Genomic DNA, 20,311 nt, shown 5'->3' on the forward strand with positions numbered 1-20,311 from the left:
GCTGCACGCCGACGGCGCCGGCATCCTCGTCGAGGCCCTCACGCCGCGGTGAACAGGATCTTCGCCGTCGCCGGGTCGGCCCGGACGAGCCGTACCCGCAGGTGTGCGCCGAGCGGCAGCCGCTCGCCCTCGACGCGGCCGATGACCGCCGGGGACAGCACCTGTACGGTCCCCACGGTCGGCCGGCGCTCGTCGACGTCGACCACACAGCCGTCGAAGACCTCCCCGACCCGGTCCTTCAGCAGGGCGGCCTCCACGAGGTCGACGCACTCCCGCTCGACGGTCCCCGCGCGCCGGGACCCTTCGGCCATCCGGTGCGGCAGCGCGTCGAGGGCGGCGAGGACCCAGTCGGGTGGGGACTGGGCGGCGACGGCCGCGAGACAGATCTCTGAGGCGTACCGGTCGGCCAGGCGGCGCAGCGGGGCAGTGCAGTGGGCGTAGGGCGCGGCGACGGCGGCGTGGGTGGTGATCGCGGGCAGGTCGCCGTCGCGGAAGACCGTGTATCCGGCGCCGCGCAGCAAGGTCGTGCACTCCTGGAGGAAGGCCGCGTGGCGCGGGTCGTGCGGGTCGAGGTCGCGGATCAGGGCCGCGTACGACACATGGTGCGGCCAGTCGATGTGCAGGGCGGTCGCGGTACGGCGGAGCCGGGCGACGGCGCCGTCCGGGGCGGCCGGGAGGGTGCGCAGGATGCCGGTGCCGTGGGCGAGCATCAGATCGGCGGCGGCCATGCCGGTGAGCAGGGAGAGCTGGGCGTTCCAGCCGTCGGCGGGCAGCGGGGCGCGATAGCTCAGCTCATAGGTGTGGTCGTGCTCGGTGATCTCCTGTTCGGGGACGTGCAGGGAGATGCCGCCGCGCTCGGTCTCCAGCCGCTCCCGCGCCTCGCCGATCTCCTGGAGCAGGGCGACGGGTTCCTCGGCCGTCCCGGCGTCGATGTCCTTCTGCACGCCCGCGTAGTCGAGCTTGGCACGGCTGCGGACCAGGGCCCGGCGTACGTCGACGGCGGCGGTCCGGCCGTCCGCGTCCAGGTCTATGGTCCACAGCACGGCCGGCCGGGTCCGGCCGGGCAGCAGGCTCGCGGTGCCCTCGCTGAGCACGGTGGGGTGCAGGGGCACCTTCTCGTCCGGGAAGTAGAGGGTGTTCACCCGCCGGTGCGCCTCCGCGTCCAGCGCGCCGCCGGGGGCGACGAAGGCGGCGACGTCGGCGATGGCGTACCGGACCCGGTAGCCGGTGCCCCGCCGGGACAGGTGGGTCGCCTGGTCGAGGTCGGTGGAGGTGGGCGGGTCCAGGGTGAAGAAGGGGACGTCCGTGGCGTCGTACGCCGGCGGCGTGGGCGCCTTCGCCGCGCGCTCGGCCTCCTGCAGGACCTCCGGCGGGAAGGTCTCGGGGATGCCGAGTGCGCTGCGCAGGGCGGCGAGCGCGGCCCGGAGGGGGGCTTCGGGGGCGCCGGTCACACGGATCTTGCGGCGGGGCATACAGCGAGCGTAGGTCGAGGCCGCACCGGGGGCACGCCGTACCCTGGCGCGGAGGTCTACGTGAGGAGTACGTGTTGCTGGTCCTGCTGCCGCCCTCGGAAGGCAAGGCGAACGCGGGCGGGGGCGCCCCGCTGGAGCTGGGGTCGCTGTCGTTGCCGGGGCTCACCGCCGCGCGGGAGGCCGTGCTCACCGAGTTGGTCGAGCTGTGCGCGGGCGACGAGCAGAAGGCGCGTGAGGTGCTCGGGCTGAGCGAGGGGCTGCGCGGCGAGGTCGCGAAGAACGCCGGGCTGCCGACGGCCGGCGCCCGCCCGGCCGGGGAGATCTACACCGGTGTCCTGTACGACGCCCTCGGCCTGGCCACGCTGGACGCGGCGGCGAGGCGACGCGCGGCGGACTCGCTGCTGGTCTTCTCGGGGCTGTGGGGCGCGGTGCGGGTGACGGACCGGATCCCCTCCTACCGCTGCTCGATGGGCGTGAGGCTGCCGGGGCTCGGTGCGCTGGCCGGACACTGGCGCGGGTCGATGGCGGAGGTGCTGCCCGCGGCGGCCGGGGACGGCCTGGTGCTGGATCTGCGCTCCTCCGCGTACGCGGCGGCCTGGAAGCCCAAGGGTGAGGTGGCGGGGCGGACGGCGACCGTACGGGTGCTGCACGCGCCGACGCGGAAGGTCGTCAGCCACTTCAACAAGGCGACCAAGGGGCGGATGGTACGGAGCCTGCTGTCGGCCGGGGCCGCGCCGAAGGACCCCGCCGAGCTGGTGGAGGCGCTGCGCGAGCTGGGGTACGTCGTGGAGGCCGAGGCGCCGGGCAGGGCGGGCAGGGCGTGGTCGCTGGACGTGCTGGTGGAGGAGATCCACTGAGGCCGCCACGCGGCACCCATTGCAGCATGCGCAACGCGCATTGCACGTAACACACTCGCTGGGCACGATGAGGGCATGACCTCGCCGCTGCCCTCCTCCCCCGCTGCCTCCGTACTGGATCTCGCGCCCGTCGTGCCCGTGGTGGTGCTCTCCGACGCCGCCGACGCCGTACCGCTGGCGCGGGCACTGGCGGCGGGCGGGCTGCCCGCGATCGAGGTGACGCTCCGGACCCCGGCGGCGCTGGAGGCGATCCGCGCCATCGCCGGTGAGGTGCCGGATGCGGTGGTCGGGGCGGGCACGGTGATCACGCCGGAGCAGGTGGACGCGTGCGTGGCGGCCGGCGCGCGGTTCCTGGTCAGCCCGGGGTGGACCGACGCGCTGCTGCGGGCGATGCGCGGGTCCGGGGTGCCGTTCCTGCCCGGGGTGTCGACCACCTCGGAGGTCGTCGCGCTGCTGGAGCGCGGGGTGCGGGAGATGAAGTTCTTCCCCGCGCAGGCGGCGGGCGGCACGGCCTATCTGAAGTCCCTGGCCGGACCGCTGCCACAGGCCCGCTTCTGCCCCACGGGCGGCATCGGCCCGGAGACCGCCCCCGAGTATCTGGCGCTGCCCAACGTGGGCTGCGTGGGCGGCAGTTGGATGGTCCCGGCGGACGCGGTGGCCGCCGGGGACTGGGCCCGCGTCGAGGAGCTGGCGCGGGCCGCCGCCGGGCTCAGGGACGCAGGTGCGAGGTGTCGTTGAACAGGCGGACGCTCGCGTTGCCGTCCGCGTAGTACGCCACCGCCGACAGGGACGCCGCCGAAAGCTCCATGCGGAACAGGGACTCGGGCGGGGCCCCGAGCGCCAGCCGGACGAAGGTCTTGATCGGCGTGACGTGGGTGACCAGGAGGACCGTGCGGCCCGCGTAGGCCGCGGTCAGCTTGTCGCGGGTCGCGGCGATCCGGGTGGCTGTCTCGGCGAAGCTCTCGCCGCCGCCGGTGGGGTGGGCCTCCGGGTCGGCGAGCCAGGTGTTCAGGTCGTCCGGGTAGCGCTCGCGGACCTCGCCGAAGGTCAGGCCCTCCCAGGCGCCGAAGTCCGTCTCCCGCAGGCCCTCCTCGATCGCCACCTCCAGGCCGAGACGGGCGGCGACGATGCCGGCGGTCTGCCGGGTACGGGTGAGCGGGGAGGCGACGACGGCCTGGATCGTGCCGCGCCGGGCGAGTGCCTCGGCCACGCGGTGGGCCTGCTCCTGGCCGGCGTCGGAGAGGGAGGGGTCGGTGCCGCCGCTGCCGGAGAAGCGTTTCTGGGGTGTCAGCGGGGTCTCACCGTGGCGGAGGAGGACGAACGTGGCGGGGGCGCCGAGGTCGGGCCCGGCGCTCCAGCCCGGCGTCGACAGGCGCGACTCTCCGGGGGCGGGCGCAGTCTCCCCGCCGGCGCCCGAAGAGCGCCGCTCGCTGGGGGTGGGCGCAGTCTCCCCGCCGGTCGGGCGCTGCGCGCCGGAAGGTGCCGCTTTCTGTGGGACGGGCGCCGCACCAGCGGCACGGCTGCCCGCGGCTGCGGCGGCTGCGTCACCCGCGGCGGTATGGCGGTCCGCAGCCGCGGCGGTACCCCTGTCCCCTGCCGCGGCGGCTGCGTCACCAGCGGCGACACGGCTGCCCTCGGACGCGACGGCTGCGTCACCCGCGGCGGCACGGCTGTCCGTTGCCGCGACGGCCGCGTCACCCGCCGCTGCCGTCGGATCGGCGGCTCGGCCCTGCGCCAGCGCCGCACGGGCCTTTGCCGCGCCCGCTGCCGCGTCCCCGGGCGGGCCGGACGGCTCGGGCACGGCCGGCGGGGTGTCCAGGGCCGCCCGGGACGTCGACGGCGACCACTGCTCCCCCTTCGCGCCCGCGTCCATCGCCTCGTTGGCCAGGCGGTCGGCGTGCTTGTTGCGGTCGCGGGGGATCCACTCGTAGGTGACCTGGTCGGGCGGGAAGATTGTCCTCGCCTCGGTCGCCAGCGGCTTCATGGCGGGGTGCTTGATCTTCCAGCGGCCCGACATCTGCTCGATGACCAGTTTGGAGTCCATCCGGACGTGGACCGTCGCGGTGGCGTCCAGTGCATGCGCGGCGCGCAGGCCGGCGAGGAGGCCGCGGTACTCGGCCACGTTGTTCGTGGCGATGCCGATGTACTCGGCCGCCTCCGCCAGCGTCTCCCCCGTCGCCGCGTCGCTCACCACGGCGCCGTAGCCGGCCGGCCCCGGATTGCCCCGCGAGCCGCCGTCGGCCTCGACGATGAACTCCCTCACCCCTTGACCCCCCTGCCCCTTACAGACCCGACTCGGCGGTACGTACCAGGATCCGGCGGCAGTTCTCGCAGCGGACCACCGTGTCCGGTGCCGCCGCGCGGATCTCGTTCAGCTCGGTGATGGCCAGTTCCTGGCGGCAGCCCTGGCAGGTGCGGGCGTACAGCTTGGCCGCGCCGATCCCGCCCTGCTGCTCGCGCAGCTTGTCGTACAGCTTGAGCAGGTCCGCGGGGACGGAGCCGGCGACGACCTCGCGCTCCTTGGTCACCGAGGCGGCCTCGCCGTCGATCTCCTCGAACGCGGCGTTCCGGCGGCCGGTCGCGTCGTCGATCTTCGCCTGGACGGAGCCGACCCGCTCGGTCAGTTCGGTCACCCGCTCCTGCGCGGCCTCGCGGCGCTCCATGACCTCCAGGACCACGTCCTCCAGGTCGCCCTGCCGCTTGGCGAGGGAGGCGATCTCGTGCTGGAGGTTGGACAGGTCCTTCGGCGAGGTGACCGCGCCGGAGTCCAGGCGCTGCTGGTCGCGGGCGGCACGCTGGCGCACCTGGTCCACGTCCTGCTCGGCCTTGGTCTGCTCGCGGGCGCAGTCGCTCTCCTCGGTCTGCGCGGCCACCAGCAGGTCGCGCAGCTGCGTGAGGTCCTTGTTCAGCGACTCGATCTCGGCGTGCTCCGGCAGGGACCTCCGCTTGTGCGCGAGCTGCTGCAGGCGGACGTCGAGGGCCTGGACGTCGAGGAGTCGGATCTGGTCGGCGGGCGCGGCGTTCAGTTGGGGGCTCCAAGGGAAGGGGAGTGGCTGGTCCATGGGTCGGTGACCGTCTTCGAGACGTGGACGCGCAGGTCCCAGCCGTGGCGGTCGGAGATCTCGTCGAGCTGGGCTGCGGCCAGCTCGCACCAGGGCCACTCGGTGGCCCAGTGCGCCGCGTCGAGCAGCGCGAGGGGACTGTGGGCGACGGCCTCGCTCGCCGGGTGGTGGCGAAGGTCGGCGGTGAGGAAGGCGTCGACGCCGGCCGCGCGGACCTGGTCGAAGAGGCTGTCGCCGGAGCCGCCGCTGACGGCGATCGTGCGGACGACGGCCTCGGGGTCGCCGGCCACCCGGATGCCCTGCGCGGTGGCGGGCAGCCGCTCGGCGGCGCGGGCGGCCAGCTCCCCCAGGGTGAGCGGATGGTCGAGTTCGCAGACGCGGCCCAGGCCCCGGCGGCCCTCCGGGTCGGTGGGGTCCGGCACGAGGGGTCGTACGACGCGGAGGTCGAGGGCGCCGGCGAGGGCGTCCGAGACACCCGGGTCGGCGGTGTCGGCGTTGGTGTGGGCGACGTGCAGCGCGATGTCGTTCTTGATCAGCGTGTGCACGACCCGGCCCTTGAAGGTGGACGCCGCGACCGTGGTCGTCCCGCGCAGGTAGAGCGGGTGGTGGGTGACCAGCAGGTCGGCGCCGAGCCGCACGGCCTCGTCGACGATCTCCCGCACGGGGTCGACGGCGAACAGGACACGGGTGACCTCATGGTCGGGGTCTCCCACGACCGTGCCGACCGCGTCCCAGGACTCGGCACGCTCGGTGGGCCACAGGGTCTCCAGCGCGGCGATGACTTCAGACAGACGGGGCACGGGGAAAGGCTACCTGGCTGTTCGGCGGGGCTGTACCGCATCCGCCTGCCCTGGTCCCCGTCAGCACAGACGTCCCGGTTTCCTCAGGGGAATCGCTTCTGCGCCACCCGTATGTGTGAAGCCGTGGAAGGGCGGTCCCACGCCTGTGCGTGCGAAAACTAGCTTCGTCGCCGGAGGTGACCGAATCATGACGGCCTGTGCGATCGAACCCCCGTCGGCGGGTGGCTCCGACCGTGCGCCGACGACGGGGTGCGCGCTCACGGCGGACGGCGCGTACGCCGCCCGGCTCGCGTCGGACGGTGAGTCCTGGTTCCCCGAGCGCTGGACGCTGGACGGCCCGGAGCCGTACGCGGTGCCGCTGCCCGGCAACCAGCCGGAGGAGCCCGGCACCGAGGTGCAGCCCATGGGCGACGGCCGGGTGCTGATCCACCGGCTGGTGGAGCGGCGGCACGTCTTCGCGCTGCTGTACCCGACCGGTCCCGGCACCGGCGAGTTGCCGCTGGGCGCGGTGGAGTGTCCCGAGCCCGGTACGCGGCTGACCCTGCTGCCGTCGGCGCCGGGGGGCGCGCGGGCGTACGCCCTCGCCGTCGGCCCGCGCTCCAGCGTGGTGTGGCTGGTGGCGGGCGGGGCCTTCGGCCCGGAGCGGCTCGCCGAGGTGCCGGGGCGCTGCGCGGGCGGGGTGTGGCTGGACGGCACGGGGCGGATGCTGGCGCTGGACCGGGAGCTGGGCGGGCGCACCAAGACCGTCGTGGTGGACCTGGAGCGCGGCGCGGTCTCGCCCCTGCTGCAGATCACGGAGCGCAGCGACGACCGGCTGCTGCTCGCCGATCCCGGCAGCGGGCTGCTGCTGATCTCCTCCGACGCGCCCTCGCCGGGGCAGGAACGATTGGGCTGGGGCGTGCTCGGCAGCACGCTGCCGGTGCGCTTCCCGGAGTGCCTGCGCGTGCCGGAGTGCGCGGTGACGCCGTTCGCGATCCAGCCGGGGCAGGTGCTGATGCCGGAGACCTGCGCGGTGGCGCTGCGCATCGACGGCGCGTTCGGCACCTGGGTGGGCACCTGGCGGCCGACCGAGCGGCAGCTGACGCATCTTCCCGCGCCCGAGGGGTGGTTGGCGGGAACCGGGCTGTGGACGCGGTGCGGGGTGCTGCGGCTGCCGTACGCCACGGCGGTCGTCCCGTGCGGCGTGGCGGAGCTGGCGGCGCCCGGGGGCAGCGGGGACACGGGGGGCGAGGTGACCGCGACCGGTGCCGGGGGTCCGACGGTCGCGGGGGCGGGGGGACCGGGGGAGGCGGGTCTGGAGGGTCCGGTCCGCGACGGCACGTCCGCCGGGGCGCCCGAGGCGTCCCGGCAGGCGGCGGAACCGGGCCCTCCGGGCCCTGTGGCGGCCCGTCCGGTGCCGTTGCAACAGGCGCCCCTGGGGCGTCTTGTAACGAAGTAGTGCCGGTCGGCGTGTGCGCCTGGATTCGGCCCGTGGTGTGCCGGTTAGACTCGCCCGGCTGTACGAAAGATCATGTTGACGGGGTGAATTCTTCCGATGAGCGACACCAGCACCATGGAGCAGCTGTCTGCCGACTCGCAGGAGGCTGCCGGCCACGGCCGGCACCGGGGTCCGGTCGCGGCCCAGGAGAGCGAGACGGCTCCGCACGGCCGGCACCGCAAGCCTGCCGAGGAGACCGCCGAGGCGGCCGCCTGGCGGCGGTGACGGCGGAGGCGGCCTGACGGCTGCAGTGGACGAGGGGGTGCCCGACGGGCACCCCCTCTTCTCGTGCTCGCCCCGACCCGCTCTCGTGCTCGCCCCGACCCGCGCCGGCTCGGCCGCGCTCGAGCCCCGGCACCACCGCCGCCGCGAAGGCCTCCCCCGGCGGCCGGTCCGCGTAGTGCGGGGTGAGCAGCGCGTCGAGTGCTCGGCCACTTCCCGGGCCTGCTGGAAGTCGGCGACGTCCCCGGTGTGCGCGACGGCCTGGCCGCCCTGGTCGCGCTCGGCGGCGACCTGCGCTCTGCGGTGCGCCGAGGCCCCGCCGGTGCCGTCACGGCCGGGCTGCCCGTGGTCGTCGACGACGACGGCCGCACCGAGCCGGGCGAGTTCCAGCGGCGCGGCCCGGCCGAGCCCGCGCCCGGCGCCGGTGGCTCGGCTGCGCCGCCCCCGTCCCGGACGACGTGCACGGCGGCTGCGCGCGTGGTGCGGGTCCCCCTGGGAAACTGTGTGCGGCGTGTGGTCAGGAGTGCTCCACGACGGTGTCGGCGAGCACCGGCGCGTCGTCGCGTTCGAGGGCGCCCACCGCGACGCGCACCCGGCCCTGCCCGCGCCACATGCGGATGCGCAGGGTCTCCCCGGGACGGACGATTCCGGCGAACCGGGCGCGGTAGGCGCGGACCCGGGTCACATCGCCGCCGAGCAACGTGTCGACGACCGCCTTGAGGGTGCAGCCGTAGGTGCACAGCCCGTGCAGGATCGGCCGGTCGAAGCCGGCGAGCTCGGCGAACTCGGGGTCGGCGTGCAGGGGGTTGTAGTCGCCGGAGAGGCGGTAGAGGAGGGCCTGGTCCTCGCGGATCGGCCGGTCGACGGTCCGGTCGGGCTCACCGGCGGGCGGTTCGAGGCGTGCGGAAGGGCCGCGGTCGCCGCCCCAGCCGCCCTCGCCGCGCACGAAGATCTGGGCGTCGCTGGTCCACAACGGACCGTCGGGGTCGGCGACTTCGGTGCGCATGACGAGGACGGCGGCCGTGCCCTTGTCGTAGACGGCGGCGATGCGTCCGGTGGCGGTGGCGGTGCCCGCGGCGGGGATCGGACGGTGGATCGCGAGGCTCTGGCCGCCGTGCAGGACCTTGGCCAGGTCGACGTCGACGCCGGGCATGGACAGCCCGCTGATCACTCCGGGCGAGCCGGCGCCGGCGACGGTGGCGAAGCTCGGCAGGACGTGCAGCCGGGACTCCAGGGTGTAGCGCAGCTCGTCCGGATCGGTGGCGGGGATTCCCGCACCGATGCCGAGGTGGTAGAGCTGGACGTCCTTGGGGGTCCAGCTGATCTCGCCGGAGCGGGGTTCGGCGGCGAGGGCCAAGGCTGCGTCGATGGGCATGAGGCTCCTGACGTGGCGGCAAGGGGGCTTCCGGATCGCCGGAGACCCCGGCACGGCCGTCCGCACCGTCGGCCGCACCGAGGTCGCTACGAGCTGGCCTAGAACGTGTTCCAGTCCGGCGCCCCCTGTATAGCCCAGCGCCCCCACGTTGTGAAGGCCCCTGACACTGTGTCAGGTTCCGGGCTGGGTCGGGACATTTGTACTGTCCGGCTCGGTACACGTGCATCTGCCGCGACGGGGGCCGGTTTCGTACGTTCGATTCGTACGCTGTGCTGTCGCACCGCCGTGGTGCGCGGACCGACCGACCGGGGGACACAGAGATGACGTGGTGGCGGCAACCGAGGTGCCGGACGGCGGCCCGGCAGGCGGAACGGCTGCGGTGGCGGGCGGAGCACCGCCGCTGCAAGGCCGCGCGCCGGACCGCCCGGAAGGACGGCGGGGCGCCCCGCACCGACCATCCGGGGCCGCCGCCCACCGGCTTCGCCCTGCTGCCCTGGCTGCTGATGGGCCTGGGGTCCTTCTCCAACCTGCTCCAGGGCCGGACCCCCAACCCCTGGATCGGCGGCCTGGGCCTGCTGGCCTTCAACTCCCTCTACGTCTACGTCACCTTCCGCTCCTTCGACCGCGACAAGCGCGAGTCGCCGTCCACCCGGGTGGCGCTCGGCCTGATGGCGCTGCTGACCACGGGGCTCGCCCTCGGCTACGGCGGCAACTGGCTGATGTTCTTCCCGCTGCTGGGGCTCGCGACGGGCGCCACCCTGCGCGGCCCGTGGCTGGGCCGCGCAGGACTGCTGCTCTCGGTGTACGCGGCCGCCGTCTCCGGGATGCGGGGCGACTGGGGGGACGCGACGAACATCGGCTACGCCACCTTCCTCTCCAGCATGGTGACCGCCGCGATCCTCAGCCTGTCCGAGGCGGTGCGGGAGCTGCGCGCCGCTCGGGAGGAACTGGCCCGGCGGGCGGTGGAGAAGGAGCGGCTGCGCTTCTCCCGGGACCTGCACGACCTGCTCGGGCACACCCTGTCGGTGATCGTGGTGAAGTCGGAGGCGGCCCGGCGACTCGCCCCGCGCGACATGGACGCGGCACTGGCCGAGATCACGGACATCGAGTCGGTGGGCCGGCAGGCGCTCACCGAGATCCGCGAGGCCGTGACCGGCTACCGGGAAGGCAGCCTGGCCACCGAGCTGACCCGGGCCCGGTCGGCGCTGTCCGCGGCGAGCGTGGAGCCGGTGGTCCGCCAGACCGGGACGCCGCTGAGCCCGCAGGCCGAGGTGCTGCTCGGCTGGGTGGTGCGCGAGGCGGTCACCAACGTGGTCCGGCACAGCGATGCCGGCCGCTGCGAGATCACCGTCGACGGCTCCGCCGAGCGGGTCCGGCTCACGGTCACCGACGACGGCACCGGCAAGGTCGTCAGCCGGCCGTGGGAGGGCATCGGCGGCACGGGCCTGACGGGGCTGACCGAGCGCCTCGCGGCGGCGGGCGGCTCCCTCACGGCCGGCCCGTCACCGCACGGCGGTTTCACGGTCACCGCGGAACTCCCCACGAACACGGAGGAGTTGACGGCAGCCGCAGCCGCAGCCGCAGCCGCGTCCACGGGTACGGCCACGGCGCCCGCCCAGTGAGCACGGCCGCGCTCGCCCCACCGGAAGGCCGGCCCCCACGGACGGCGCCCGACGCTGGGCGGTCCGCGATCCGCGGTCCGCGGGCGGGCGGTCTGCGGTCTGCGGTCTGCGGTCTGCGGTCTGCGGTCTGCGGTCTGCGGTCTGCGGTCTGCGGTCTGCGGTCTGCGGTCTGCGGTCTGCGGCAGGATGGAGCCGTGCCAACCGAATCGGAGCAGATCGAACTGAGCGAACACGAACGTCGTGAGATCGCGGGCTACGCGGCGCAGTGCGCGCGCAGGGTGCTGGTGATCTTCGAACGGAGTCTCCCCGCCGACCAGCGCCCGCGCGACGCCATCGATGCCGCGGACGCCTTCGCCCGGGGCGGCCGGCGCACGGCGGCTCTGCGGCAGAGCGCGTGGGCGGCGTACAAAGCGGCACAGGAAGCCGTCGCGCCCGCCGCGGCCGACGCGGCGCGGGCGGCGAGCCATGCGGCCGCCGCCGCGTACCTGCATCCCAAGGCGAGCGCGCATCAGGTGAAACACATCCTCGGTGCGGCAGCGCACGCGGCACGAGCGGAAGAGCTTGCGTCCGGTGAGGACGGGCGGGGCACCCCGGGAACCGCCGAAGCGGAAACCCTTCGATGGGCGCGCCGTCAGGCACCGGCAGCGGTCACCGCGGTGCTCGGCCGCCTGCCCGCCGCGCCTGCCGGGGGCGGGCGCGTGGGAGAACTCATCCGCGGCCTGGACACCGCGCTCCGGACGGCTTGAGGGCTTCCCCTCCTTGCGTCGACCTCGGTGAGCGGCCGTCCTGGCCGATGCGGCGTGGGCTTCGGCGGTATAGGACGAGACGTGACGTATCGCTTTCTTATCGCTCGCTCGCGCATCGCTCGCGGAAACCGCCGGTTTCCGGCCCGGCGGCGGGTTCGCGGGTCGGCCGTAATCTGAGCGCATGAACGAGTCGCCCCGGGAGCGCCGGCCCGCCAAGTCCGTCCGGGTTCTGCTCGCCGAGGACCAGGGCATGATGCGCGGCGCGCTCGCCCTGCTGCTCGGCATGGAGGAGGACATCGAGGTCGTGGCCCAGCTGTCCTCCGGTGACGCCATCGTGGACGCCGTGCTCACCCACCGTCCGGACGTCGCCCTGCTGGACATCGAACTGCCGGGCACCAGCGGGCTGGACGCGGCGGCCGAGCTGCGGGAGCAGGCGCCCGACTGCCGGGTGCTGATCCTCACCACGTTCGGCCGGCCCGGCTATCTGCGCCGGGCCATGGAGGCCGGGGCGGCCGGGTTCCTCGTCAAGGACGGGCCGGTGGAGGAGTTGGCCACGGCGATCCGGCGCGTGCTCACCGGGGAGACCGTGGTCGATCCGGCGCTGGCCGCCGCCGCGCTCAGCGCCGGCCCGAATCCGCTGACGGCTCGCGAGTGCGAGGTGCTGCAGGCGTCGGTGGACGGGGCGACCGTCGCCGACATCGCCGGGCGGCTCCATCTGTCCGAGTCGACCGTGCGCAACTACCTGTCCTCGGCGATCGGCAAGACCGGAACCCGGAACCGGGCGGAGGCGGTACGGGAGGCCCGGCAGCAGGGCTGGTTGTGACCAGGGCGACTCCGCTCCGGGTCACCTGGCCGCCTGGGCCGACTTCCGGGGCAGCCACAGCCGAATGAGGACCGCACCGGCCAGCAGCACCGCCGTGCTCGTGCGGAAGGCCAGCGCGTAGCCGTCCGTCAGCGCCTCGGGGCCGTTCCCGCTGCCCGTCCCGGCGGCGGCCACGGTCGACATCACGGCGAGCCCCAGCGAACCGCCCATCGTGCGTGAGGTGTTGACGAGCCCCGACACCACGCCGGCCTCCTGCGGCGCCGCCCCGGACGTGGCCAGCGCGGCGAGCGGGGTCGTGGCCAGGCCCGCGCCGAGCATCATCAGGACGCCGGGGATCATGATCGCGGTGAGGTAGGCCTCGTGCGCGCTCATCGTGGACTGCCAGCCGAAGCCGGCCGCGGCCGTCAGCGTGCCCAGCACCGCCACGTTCCGTGCGCCCGCCCTCCGCATCAGACGCGGCGCCACCTTGGAGCCGGCGATCACGGCCAGCGAGCTGGGCACGAGGGCGAACCCGGCCTCCAACGGTGAGTAGCCGAGTACGTTCTGGGCGTACAGGGTCATGAAGTACCACATGCAGAACATCGCCGAGCCGGACACGAACATCGCCGTGTTCGCCGACGCCACCGAGCGCAGCCGCAGCAGGCCGAGCGGCATCAGCGGGGCCGCCGTACGCGCCTCGACCAGCAGGAACAGGCCGATCAGCAGCAGGCCGGCGAGCAGTGGCAGCAGCGTGGCCGGTGCCGTCCAGCCCTCCGCCTCCGTCCGCGAGATGCCGTAGGCCAGGGTGGCGAGGCCCGCCGTCACCAGCAGTGCGCCCGGCAGGTCCAGCCTCCGCCCGGCGCCGGCCCGGCTCTCCGCGAGCCACAGCACCGAGCCGGCCAGCACCACGGCGCCCACCGGCACGTTGATCAGCAGCACCCACCGCCAGGACAGCAGATCCACCAGCACCCCGCCGACCAGTCCGCCCGCGGCCCCGCCGCCGGCGCCCACCGCGGTCCAGGTGGCGATCGCCCGCGCCCGCGCCGCCCCCTCCGGCACCGCCGAGGTCAGCAGGGTCAGCGTGGAGGGGGCGAGGACCGCCGCGCCCAGCCCTTGCAGGGCCCGCGCCAGCAGGAGTTGCCCGCCCTCCTGGGCCAGGCCCCCGCCCAGCGAGGCCAGCGTGAACAGGCCGAGCCCGACCAGGAACATCCGCTTGCGGCCGTACAGGTCACCGGCCCGGCCGCCCAGCAGCATGAACCCGGCGAAGGCGATGGCGTACGCGTTCACCACCCACTGCAGTCCGGACGGGCTCAGTGCGAGATCGGCCCGCATCGAGGGCAGGGCCACGTTCACGACGGACACGTCGAGCACGACGAGGAACTGTCCGGCGCAGGCCAGCGCCACCACCAGCCAGGTCGGGGGTGCGGGGCGGCGGGACACGGGTGGCGAGGTGCAGGCGGATTCGAGCATGGGTGTCATGCTCTCAACCAAGCAGCGGTCCTTGCATCGGCATATCGGCGGGGAGCGGTCCGACCTATGACCTACGCCGCCCGCAGCACGTCCACGGACGCCCCAGGCCCCTGACGGCGGATCAGAATCCCATGAGTTGGTCAAGGATTCATTAGGGGCCCGAAGCAACGGAATAGTTGCCTGTGCATACGAGGTTTACCCGGCACTTATCCACGCGGGAGGCCCCACTCAATGACGCACACGACGACCGACCAGCCCCACCGGAGGGCGAGCGGAGCCGTGGTCCCGGTGCTCGCCTTCGCGGGCATCGTGGTGGCGGTGATGCAGACCCTGCTCGTGCCGGTCATCAAGGACCTGCCGCAGCTGCTGGACACCGCCCCGAGCAACGCCACCTGGGTCCTGACCTCGACGCTGCTGTCCGGCGCCGTCGCCACCCCGATCATGGGCCGGCTCGGCGACCTGTACGGCAAGCGTCGGATGCTGATCCTCAGCCTCGCCGTGATGGTGGTCGGCGCCCTGGTCAGCGCGGTCACCAGCCAGCTGCTCACCATGATCGTGGGCCGTACGCTGCAGGGCTTCGCCATGGGCGCGATCCCGCTCGGCATCGGCCTGATGCGAGACATGCTGTCCCGGGAGAAGCTCGGCTCGGCCATGGCCCTGATGAGTTCCTCGATCGGCGTCGGCGGCGGCCTCGCACTGCCCGCCGCGGCGCTGGTGGCGCAGCACACCGACTGGCACGCACTGTTCTACGGCGCCGCCGGTCTCGGCGCGCTCGCGATCGCCCTCACCCTCTTTGCCGTGCCCGAGTCCCCGATGCGTGCCGAGGGCTCCTTCGACCTGCTCGGCGCGATAGGTCTGTCGACCGGCCTGGTGCTGCTCCTGCTGCCCATCACCAAGGGCAGCGACTGGGGCTGGTCCTCCGGTACGACGCTCGGCCTGTTCGCCGCGTCCCTCGCCGTGCTCGTCCTGTGGGGCGTGTACGAGCTGCGCATCCAGGCGCCCCTGGTCGACCTGCGCACCACCGCCCGCCGCGAGGTGCTGCTCACCAACCTCGCCTCGATCATGGTCGGCGTCAGCTTCTACGTCGTCTCGCTGGTCCTGCCGCAGCTGCTCCAGCTGCCCGCCGCGACCGGCTACGGCCTCGGCCGGTCCATGGTGGTCGCGGGTCTGTGCGTGGCCCCGCTGGGCCTGACCATGATGTTCACGGCGCCGGTCTACGCCCGCCTGTCCGCCCGCTACGGCCCGAAGACCACCCTCATCCTCGGCATGCTGGTCATCGCGATCGGATACGCCGGCGGCCTCGGCCTGATGGACGCGGCCTGGCAGACGATCGTCACCTCCGTGGTCCTCGGCGCCGGCATCGGCCTCGCCTACTCCTCCCTGCCCGCGCTGATCGTCGGCGCGGTCCCGGCCTCGGAGACCGGTGCGGCCAACGGCCTGAACACCCTGATGCGGTCCATCGGCACGTCCGTCTCCAGCGCCGTCATCGGCATGGTGCTGGCCAACACGGCGAACAATGTGGGCGGCGTCGCGATCCCGACCATGCACGGCTTCCGCGTCTCCTTCCTGATCGCCACGGCCGCCGTCGCGGTGGGCCTGCTGCTGGCCCTCTTCCTGCCGAAGGCGGCCCGCCCGGCGCAGCACACCCAGTTGCGCGCGAGCAGCGAGGAGGAGGCCGGTCTGAAGCACGCCGAGGAGGCGTTGCGCGGCTTCCGCGGCCGGGTCCTGGACGCCGACGGCGCCCCGGTGGCGCGGGCCAAGGTCACCCTGATCGACCGCCGGGGCCGCCAGGCGGGCGCCGCCGTCTCCGCGGACGACGGCTCCTACGCCCTCGCCGTCCCCGCGCAGGGCGCGTACGTCCTGGCCGCGAAGGCCTCCGGCCACGGGCCGCTGGCGTCGTCCGCGACCCACTCCGGGGAGGAGGGGCCGGTCGAGCTGGACCTGTCCCTGCCGGGCGAGACGGTCAGCGCGTGACGCTCCGCTGAGGTGCCGCGATGCGCCCACGGGAGGGACCCTCGTGCCGTCCGGCGGACGCGGCACCGCCGTGGCTGATCGCGCAGTTCCCCGCGCCCCTTTCGGAGGCGCCGTCCGTACCCCCTGTCGCCCGGGCGACGGGGGGTGCGGCACCGCTGTGACTGGTCGTGCACTTCCCCGCGCCCCTTCGGAGGCGCCGCGAGGCACCCCACCGGGACGGACCCTCGTGCCGTCCGGCGGACGCGGCACCGCCGTGGCTGATCGCGCAGTTCCCCGCGCCCCTTTCGGAGGCGCCGTCCGTACCCCTGTCGCCCGGGCGACGGGGGGTGCGGCAACATGGGCGCCCATACAGCCGTACGTCCGAAAGGCGCTTCCATGCCCGCCCGCGCACCCAAGCCCGAGATTCTCGCCGCGTTCGAGGCGGCGAAGGGGTTCATGCCCGTGGACGAGGGGCTGGCGCTGTACGCGGCGGCGGTGGAGGCCGGGCGGCTGGGGCTGCCGCTGCTGGAGGTCGGCACGTACTGCGGCCGCTCCACCGTCCTGCTCGCCGACGCGGCCCGCGAGGCCGGCGTCACCGCGCTGACCGTCGACCACCACCGGGGCAGCGAGGAGCAGCAGCCCGGCTGGGACTACCACGACCCGGAGACGGTGGACCCGGAGATCGGCCTCATGGACACGCTGCCGGCCTTCCGCCGCACGCTGTTCAAGGCGGGTCTGGAGGACCACGTGGTCGCCCTGGTCGGCCGTTCCCCGCAGATCGCGGCGCTCTGGAACTCCCCGCTCGGCTTCGTCTTCGTGGACGGCGGTCACACCGACGAGCACGCCACCGCCGACTACGAGGGCTGGGCCCCCCATGTCGCCGAGGGCGGGCTGCTCGTCATCCACGACGTCTTCCCGCACCCCGAGGACGAGTTCACCGGCCAGGCGCCGTACCGGGTCTATCTGCGGGCCCTGGAATCGGGGGCGTTCACCGAGGTCCGGGCCGCGGGCTCGCTGCGGGTGCTGCGCCGGACGGGGGCGGGGATCTGAGTCTCTGCGGCCGGGTACCGGCGGCCCGTAAGGTGGCAGCGTGTCGTACGTAGGCCCCGATTTCGATCCCCCGCAGCCGCGCCGGCCCCGGCGTGGCCCTATGACCGTGGCGCTGGCCGCGCTGGTGCCCGGTGCACTGCTCGGCTGGGTGGTGTACGAGGCGGTGGGCGGCGGTTCGGGCGGCTCGGACCGCACGGCCTCCCCCGCCCCGGCCTCGCGCACGGCCGCGGCGGCCTCCTCCCCGTCGACCCGGTCCGCCTCACCCGCCGACGACGGCAAGCGGTCCCCCTCGCCCCCCGCGACGGCGACGCCCGCCGGCTCCGGGCCGCTCAAGGGCAAGGTCGTCGTCATCGACCCGGGGCACAACCCGGGCAACTTCCAGCATGCCGCCGAGATCAACCGCAAGGTGGACATCGGGACGAACTGGAAGGAGTGCGACACCACCGGGACGTCCACCAACGACGGTTACACGGAGGCCCGGTTCACCCTGGACCTGGCGCACCGGCTGCGCGCGCTCCTGCAACAGCAGGGCGTCACCGTGAAGTTGACGCACGACGGGAACAGCCCCGCCTGGGGGCCGTGCGTGGACGAGCGGGCCCGCTCCGGGAACGAGGCGCGCGCCGACGCGGCCATCTCCCTGCACGCCGACGGCTCGGCGCCCGGCAACCGCGGCTTCCACGTCATCCTGCCGGGGTCCGTGCACTCCGGTGCCGCCGACACCCGGGAGATCGTCCGCCCCTCCCACGACCTCGGGGTGCGCATCGCGGGCAACTTCGTGCGCGAGACCGGTGAGCCGGCCTCCAACTACCTCGGCGGAGGTACCGGTCTCGTCACGCGTACGGACCTGGGTGGTCTCAATCTGTCAACGGTTCCCAAGGTGTTCATCGAGTGCGGCAACATGCGCGATACCAAGGACGCGGCACTGCTGACCGACGGCGCCTGGCGGCAGAAGGCGGCGCAGGGGATCTCTGAGGGAATCGTGAGTTTCCTGCGTCAGTCGTGACGGGCGGGCGGAACCGGCCGGACAGCCGGATCTTGCGGACGATAGTGTCTACCGACGACGAGACGACTACGAAGGACCTGAAGTGAATATCCGCTCCCTCACTAGAGGCGACGGCGTGGTGATCGGAGCAGCGGTGGTGCTGTTCATCGCGTCGTTCCTCGACTTCTACAGCATCTCCGGTTACGGCTCCGAGTTCAGCCGCAACGCGTGGGACTCCCTGGGCGTGGGCCTGGGCACCTACATGGGTGCGGTGATCGGTGCCGTTCTCATCGTCGTCAACCGCTGCCTGCCGCAGCCGCGCAAGGTGGCCGGGCTCGACCTCGGCGCCGTCGGCACCGCGTTCGCCATCATGGCGACCTGGACGCTGCTGTGGACGATGCTCGACATGGAGAACGCGGACGCCGGCGCCGGCCTGATCCTCGGGTTCATCGCCGGTCTCGTCCTGTCGGGCTTCGCCATCGCCACGCCCCTGGTGCCCGCGCTCCAGGCCGCGCTGGTCCCGGCGCCCAGGCCGGTCGCCCCGCAGCCCTACGGCGCCCAGCCGCAGGGGGGTTACGGCTACCCGGGAGCCCAGCCGCAGCAGCCGTACGGTGCCCAGCCGCAGCCGGGTCAGCCGTTCGGGCAACAGCCGGCCGCGCAGGGTGCTCCGGCCCCGCAAGGTGCTCCGGCCCCGCAGCCGGGTGCGGGGGACTTCTCGCCGTTCTGGTTCGCCGTGCCGGTGACCCGCCCGCTGTTCGCGGAGGACGGCTCGACCGCCCCGATCGCCGAACTCGCGCCGGGAACCTGGTACCTGGCGGTCGAGCAGCGCGGTGCCGCGCTGGTCGCCCAGACCCAGGACGGCCGCCGCGGTGTCCTCCAGGACACCTCCGGCATCCAGCGCGGCTGAGCCCCGCACCGCACCGCACGACGGCCCCTCGCCCTTCCGGGTGGGGGGCCGTTGCCGTACAGTCGCCTTCCGATCTGCGTATCTGACGGTTCGTCAGAAGATCTGCGGCGTGGCCGAGGGGCTGCGGGCCGTGCCGGACGTCCTCGCCGACGAGACCTCGCTGGTCTGTCCTCCCCGTCAACGCATCGCCGAACGGCCGGAGTTGTGGCGCGGGGGCCCGGTGACGGACTGGCCGGCCCTGTCACCGGAACCCGCACACCCTGAGGGTGCCGGCGGAGCCGAACTCCTAGCCCTTGGACAGCTCGGAGGCCGAGGGCACCTTGTCCTTGACCGGGGCGCCGGCGCTCTCGCCCGCGTCCTTCACCTGGTTGATCACGTCGTCGAAGGAGCCTGCCGCCTTCTCGTCGCCCTTGCGGAGCTTGGACGGCAGGTTCTTCAGGGCCTCGATGCCGGCGGTGAGCGGCGCGAGGGCCTTGGAGAGCGTCGGATCGCCCTGGGCGTTCTTGTGGGCCGCCTTGAGCCGGTTGTAGGCGAAGGCACCGGCGAGACCGGCCTTCACCAGGGCCAGTTTGCGGCCCTTGGCGCCCTTCTTGAACGTGCCCGCCTTCCAGGGCTTCACGATCCACTGGTAGGTGGCGCCGGCCGCGAGGCCCGCGTTCGCCACGAACCGGGTCTTGGCGAACTTCTGGCGTTCGGCGGACGTGGTCGGGCTGGGGGTGGCCTGGTCCGCGGCGGCCGCCGAGGCGGGCGCCTTCGTAGTGGTGGTCTTCTCGCCGCCTCCGCAGGCGGCGGTTCCGGCCACGAGGGCGCAGCACAGGGTGAGCGCCACGACGAGGCGCCGTATCGGTATGGGCACGGGGTCCTCCGGACGTGTCTCCCCGAGCGGTCTGCTTCCTCGGACAGCCTCGCCCGGGGCGGCCGTGTGCGCCACCCGGCGGACGCCGTTCGGGTTTCACCGCCCGCCGCCCGGCAATCCGCAAGGTATGTCCCCTCGATATCGCAACGGTGCGAATCAGGCCGGAACGGTCATCGCCGTCGTCGCCGACATCATGGCCCTCATCCTCGGCCTGTGGATCCTGATGTACCTGCTGGACGCGAACCGGGCCAACAGCCTGGTCCAGTTCGTCCATGACGCCGCCGCCTGGCTGGCAGGCTGGTCCCGCGACCTCTTCACCTTCGATGAGGCCTGGGCCCGGGTGGTAGCCGGCTACGGTCTCGCCGCCGTGGTCTACCTCTTCGTCGGCCACGCCATCGCCAACCGCATGCACCGCCACTGAGCCCCACGGGCAGCACGACCGCATGCACCGGCGCCCGCCGGAACCGGGCCCCGGCTCGCTGTCGCCCAGGTCGTCCCTAGTGGCAGCAGTCGGGGTCCAGGCCGGTGGGGAGGTGGTCGCCTCCGAAGACCGCGCAGGTGGCGTCGGGGGGGGGGGGGGGGGGGGGGGGGGGGGGGGGGGGGGGGCGGGGGGGGGGGGGGGGGGGGGCGGGGGGGGCGCGCCGGGGGGCCCCGCCGA

The 20,311-nt window shown here is 73.9% G+C and carries 19 protein-coding genes and 2 pseudogenes; 13 read left to right on the top strand and 8 right to left on the bottom strand.

Annotation, left to right across the window (positions count from 1 at the left end; genetic code table 11):
* Nucleotides 1–38: 38 nt before the first annotated feature.
* Nucleotides 39–1,472 carry an RNB domain-containing ribonuclease gene (locus ACGFRF_RS33970; protein WP_393746625.1) on the bottom strand — a complete coding sequence of 478 codons (1,434 nt, stop codon included), beginning with the start codon at nt 1,470–1,472 and terminating at the stop codon, nt 39–41.
* Nucleotides 1,473–1,546: 74 nt separating this feature from the next.
* Between ACGFRF_RS33970 and yaaA the strand changes: the two genes are divergently transcribed.
* Nucleotides 1,547–2,329 carry a peroxide stress protein YaaA gene (gene yaaA / locus ACGFRF_RS33975; RefSeq protein WP_393746667.1) on the top strand — a complete coding sequence of 261 codons (783 nt, stop codon included), beginning with the start codon at nt 1,547–1,549 and terminating at the stop codon, nt 2,327–2,329.
* Between the two features lie 75 nt (nt 2,330–2,404).
* On the top strand, nt 2,405–3,067 hold the full coding sequence (eda, locus tag ACGFRF_RS33980; RefSeq protein ID WP_393746627.1) for a bifunctional 4-hydroxy-2-oxoglutarate aldolase/2-dehydro-3-deoxy-phosphogluconate aldolase: 663 nt from the start codon (nt 2,405–2,407) through the stop codon (nt 3,065–3,067).
* Here eda and ACGFRF_RS33985 read toward each other — a convergent pair.
* Genes ACGFRF_RS33985 through ACGFRF_RS33995 form a run of 3 tightly spaced genes read right to left on the bottom strand, consistent with a single transcriptional unit; the run spans nt 3,039 to nt 6,191 of the window.
* The gene (locus tag ACGFRF_RS33985) at nt 3,039–4,592 is read right to left on the bottom strand and encodes a bifunctional RNase H/acid phosphatase (protein WP_393746629.1); all 1,554 of its coding nucleotides are present in this window, start codon (nt 4,590–4,592) and stop codon (nt 3,039–3,041) included. The two genes, eda and ACGFRF_RS33985, sit on opposite strands and share 29 nt — an antisense overlap.
* A 19-nt stretch (nt 4,593–4,611) precedes the next feature.
* A complete protein-coding gene (locus ACGFRF_RS33990) occupies nt 4,612–5,355 on the bottom strand; it encodes a zinc ribbon domain-containing protein (RefSeq protein ID WP_393746669.1) in 744 nt (247 codons plus the stop codon).
* The gene (locus ACGFRF_RS33995; protein ID WP_393746631.1) at nt 5,352–6,191 is read right to left on the bottom strand and encodes a Nif3-like dinuclear metal center hexameric protein; all 840 of its coding nucleotides are present in this window, start codon (nt 6,189–6,191) and stop codon (nt 5,352–5,354) included. The genes ACGFRF_RS33990 and ACGFRF_RS33995 overlap by 4 nt, the downstream gene beginning before the upstream one ends.
* Nucleotides 6,192–6,378: 187 nt before the next feature.
* On the opposite strand from ACGFRF_RS33995, the gene ACGFRF_RS34000 reads away from it, so the two are divergent.
* Together ACGFRF_RS34000 and ACGFRF_RS34005 are read left to right on the top strand one after the other, a co-directional pair.
* Nucleotides 6,379–7,629, top strand: a complete 1,251-nt coding sequence (locus tag ACGFRF_RS34000; protein ID WP_393746633.1) for a hypothetical protein — start codon at nt 6,379–6,381, stop codon at nt 7,627–7,629.
* A gap of 96 nt (nt 7,630–7,725) precedes the next feature.
* Nucleotides 7,726–7,893 (top strand): hypothetical protein, encoded by a 168-nt coding sequence (locus ACGFRF_RS34005; protein WP_393746635.1) that lies wholly within the window; start codon nt 7,726–7,728, stop codon nt 7,891–7,893.
* 201 nt (nt 7,894–8,094) lie between these two features.
* On the opposite strand, the pseudogene ACGFRF_RS34010 reads toward ACGFRF_RS34005, so the two are convergent.
* A pseudogene (locus tag ACGFRF_RS34010) lies at nt 8,095–8,319 on the bottom strand (short chain dehydrogenase); the annotation flags it as partial.
* A gap of 88 nt (nt 8,320–8,407) precedes the next feature.
* A complete protein-coding gene (locus ACGFRF_RS34015) occupies nt 8,408–9,265 on the bottom strand; it encodes a MaoC/PaaZ C-terminal domain-containing protein (protein WP_393746637.1) in 858 nt (285 codons plus the stop codon).
* A 320-nt stretch (nt 9,266–9,585) separates the two neighbouring features.
* Between ACGFRF_RS34015 and ACGFRF_RS34020 the strand changes: the two genes are divergently transcribed.
* From ACGFRF_RS34020 to ACGFRF_RS34030, 3 genes are all read left to right on the top strand, one after another.
* Entirely contained in the window at nt 9,586–10,887 is a 1,302-nt protein-coding gene (locus ACGFRF_RS34020) for a sensor histidine kinase (RefSeq protein WP_393746639.1), read from the top strand.
* A 194-nt stretch (nt 10,888–11,081) separates the two neighbouring features.
* Nucleotides 11,082–11,633, top strand: a complete 552-nt coding sequence (locus tag ACGFRF_RS34025; RefSeq protein ID WP_393746641.1) for a putative immunity protein — start codon at nt 11,082–11,084, stop codon at nt 11,631–11,633.
* Between the two features lie 181 nt (nt 11,634–11,814).
* A complete protein-coding gene (locus ACGFRF_RS34030) occupies nt 11,815–12,456 on the top strand; it encodes a response regulator (RefSeq protein ID WP_393746643.1) in 642 nt (213 codons plus the stop codon).
* 21 nt (nt 12,457–12,477) lie between these two features.
* On the opposite strand, the gene ACGFRF_RS34035 is transcribed toward ACGFRF_RS34030, so the two are convergent.
* The gene (locus ACGFRF_RS34035; protein WP_393746671.1) at nt 12,478–13,914 is read right to left on the bottom strand and encodes an MFS transporter; all 1,437 of its coding nucleotides are present in this window, start codon (nt 13,912–13,914) and stop codon (nt 12,478–12,480) included.
* Nucleotides 13,915–14,136: 222 nt separating this feature from the next.
* Between ACGFRF_RS34035 and ACGFRF_RS34040 the strand changes: the two genes are divergently transcribed.
* The 5 genes and pseudogenes from ACGFRF_RS34040 to ACGFRF_RS34060 all read left to right on the top strand — a co-directional run.
* Nucleotides 14,137–15,879, top strand: a complete 1,743-nt coding sequence (locus tag ACGFRF_RS34040) for an MFS transporter (protein WP_393746645.1) — start codon at nt 14,137–14,139, stop codon at nt 15,877–15,879.
* 375 nt (nt 15,880–16,254) lie between these two features.
* Entirely contained in the window at nt 16,255–16,908 is a 654-nt protein-coding gene (locus tag ACGFRF_RS34045) for a class I SAM-dependent methyltransferase (RefSeq protein WP_393746647.1), read from the top strand.
* Between the two features lie 40 nt (nt 16,909–16,948).
* Complete coding sequence (locus ACGFRF_RS34050) at nt 16,949–17,911, top strand: N-acetylmuramoyl-L-alanine amidase (protein WP_393746649.1); 963 nt, start codon at nt 16,949–16,951, stop codon at nt 17,909–17,911.
* An 82-nt stretch (nt 17,912–17,993) separates the two neighbouring features.
* Nucleotides 17,994–18,797: a DUF5336 domain-containing protein gene (locus ACGFRF_RS34055; protein ID WP_393746651.1), complete on the top strand. Its 804-nt coding sequence runs from the start codon at nt 17,994–17,996 to the stop codon at nt 18,795–18,797.
* Between the two features lie 115 nt (nt 18,798–18,912).
* Nucleotides 18,913–19,087: pseudogene (locus ACGFRF_RS34060) on the top strand (LLM class F420-dependent oxidoreductase); the annotation flags it as partial.
* Here ACGFRF_RS34060 and ACGFRF_RS34065 read toward each other — a convergent pair.
* Nucleotides 19,084–19,653: a hypothetical protein gene (locus ACGFRF_RS34065; protein WP_393746653.1), complete on the bottom strand. Its 570-nt coding sequence runs from the start codon at nt 19,651–19,653 to the stop codon at nt 19,084–19,086. The pseudogene ACGFRF_RS34060 and the gene ACGFRF_RS34065 overlap by 4 nt on opposite strands.
* 127 nt (nt 19,654–19,780) lie before the next feature.
* Between ACGFRF_RS34065 and ACGFRF_RS34070 the strand changes: the two genes are divergently transcribed.
* A complete protein-coding gene (locus ACGFRF_RS34070) occupies nt 19,781–20,074 on the top strand; it encodes a hypothetical protein (protein WP_393746655.1) in 294 nt (97 codons plus the stop codon).
* Nucleotides 20,075–20,311: the final 237 nt, after the last annotated feature.

The organism is Streptomyces sp. NPDC048521 (genome assembly GCF_043199855.1).
In the GTDB taxonomy this organism is placed as follows: Bacteria; Actinomycetota; Actinomycetes; order Streptomycetales; family Streptomycetaceae; genus Streptomyces.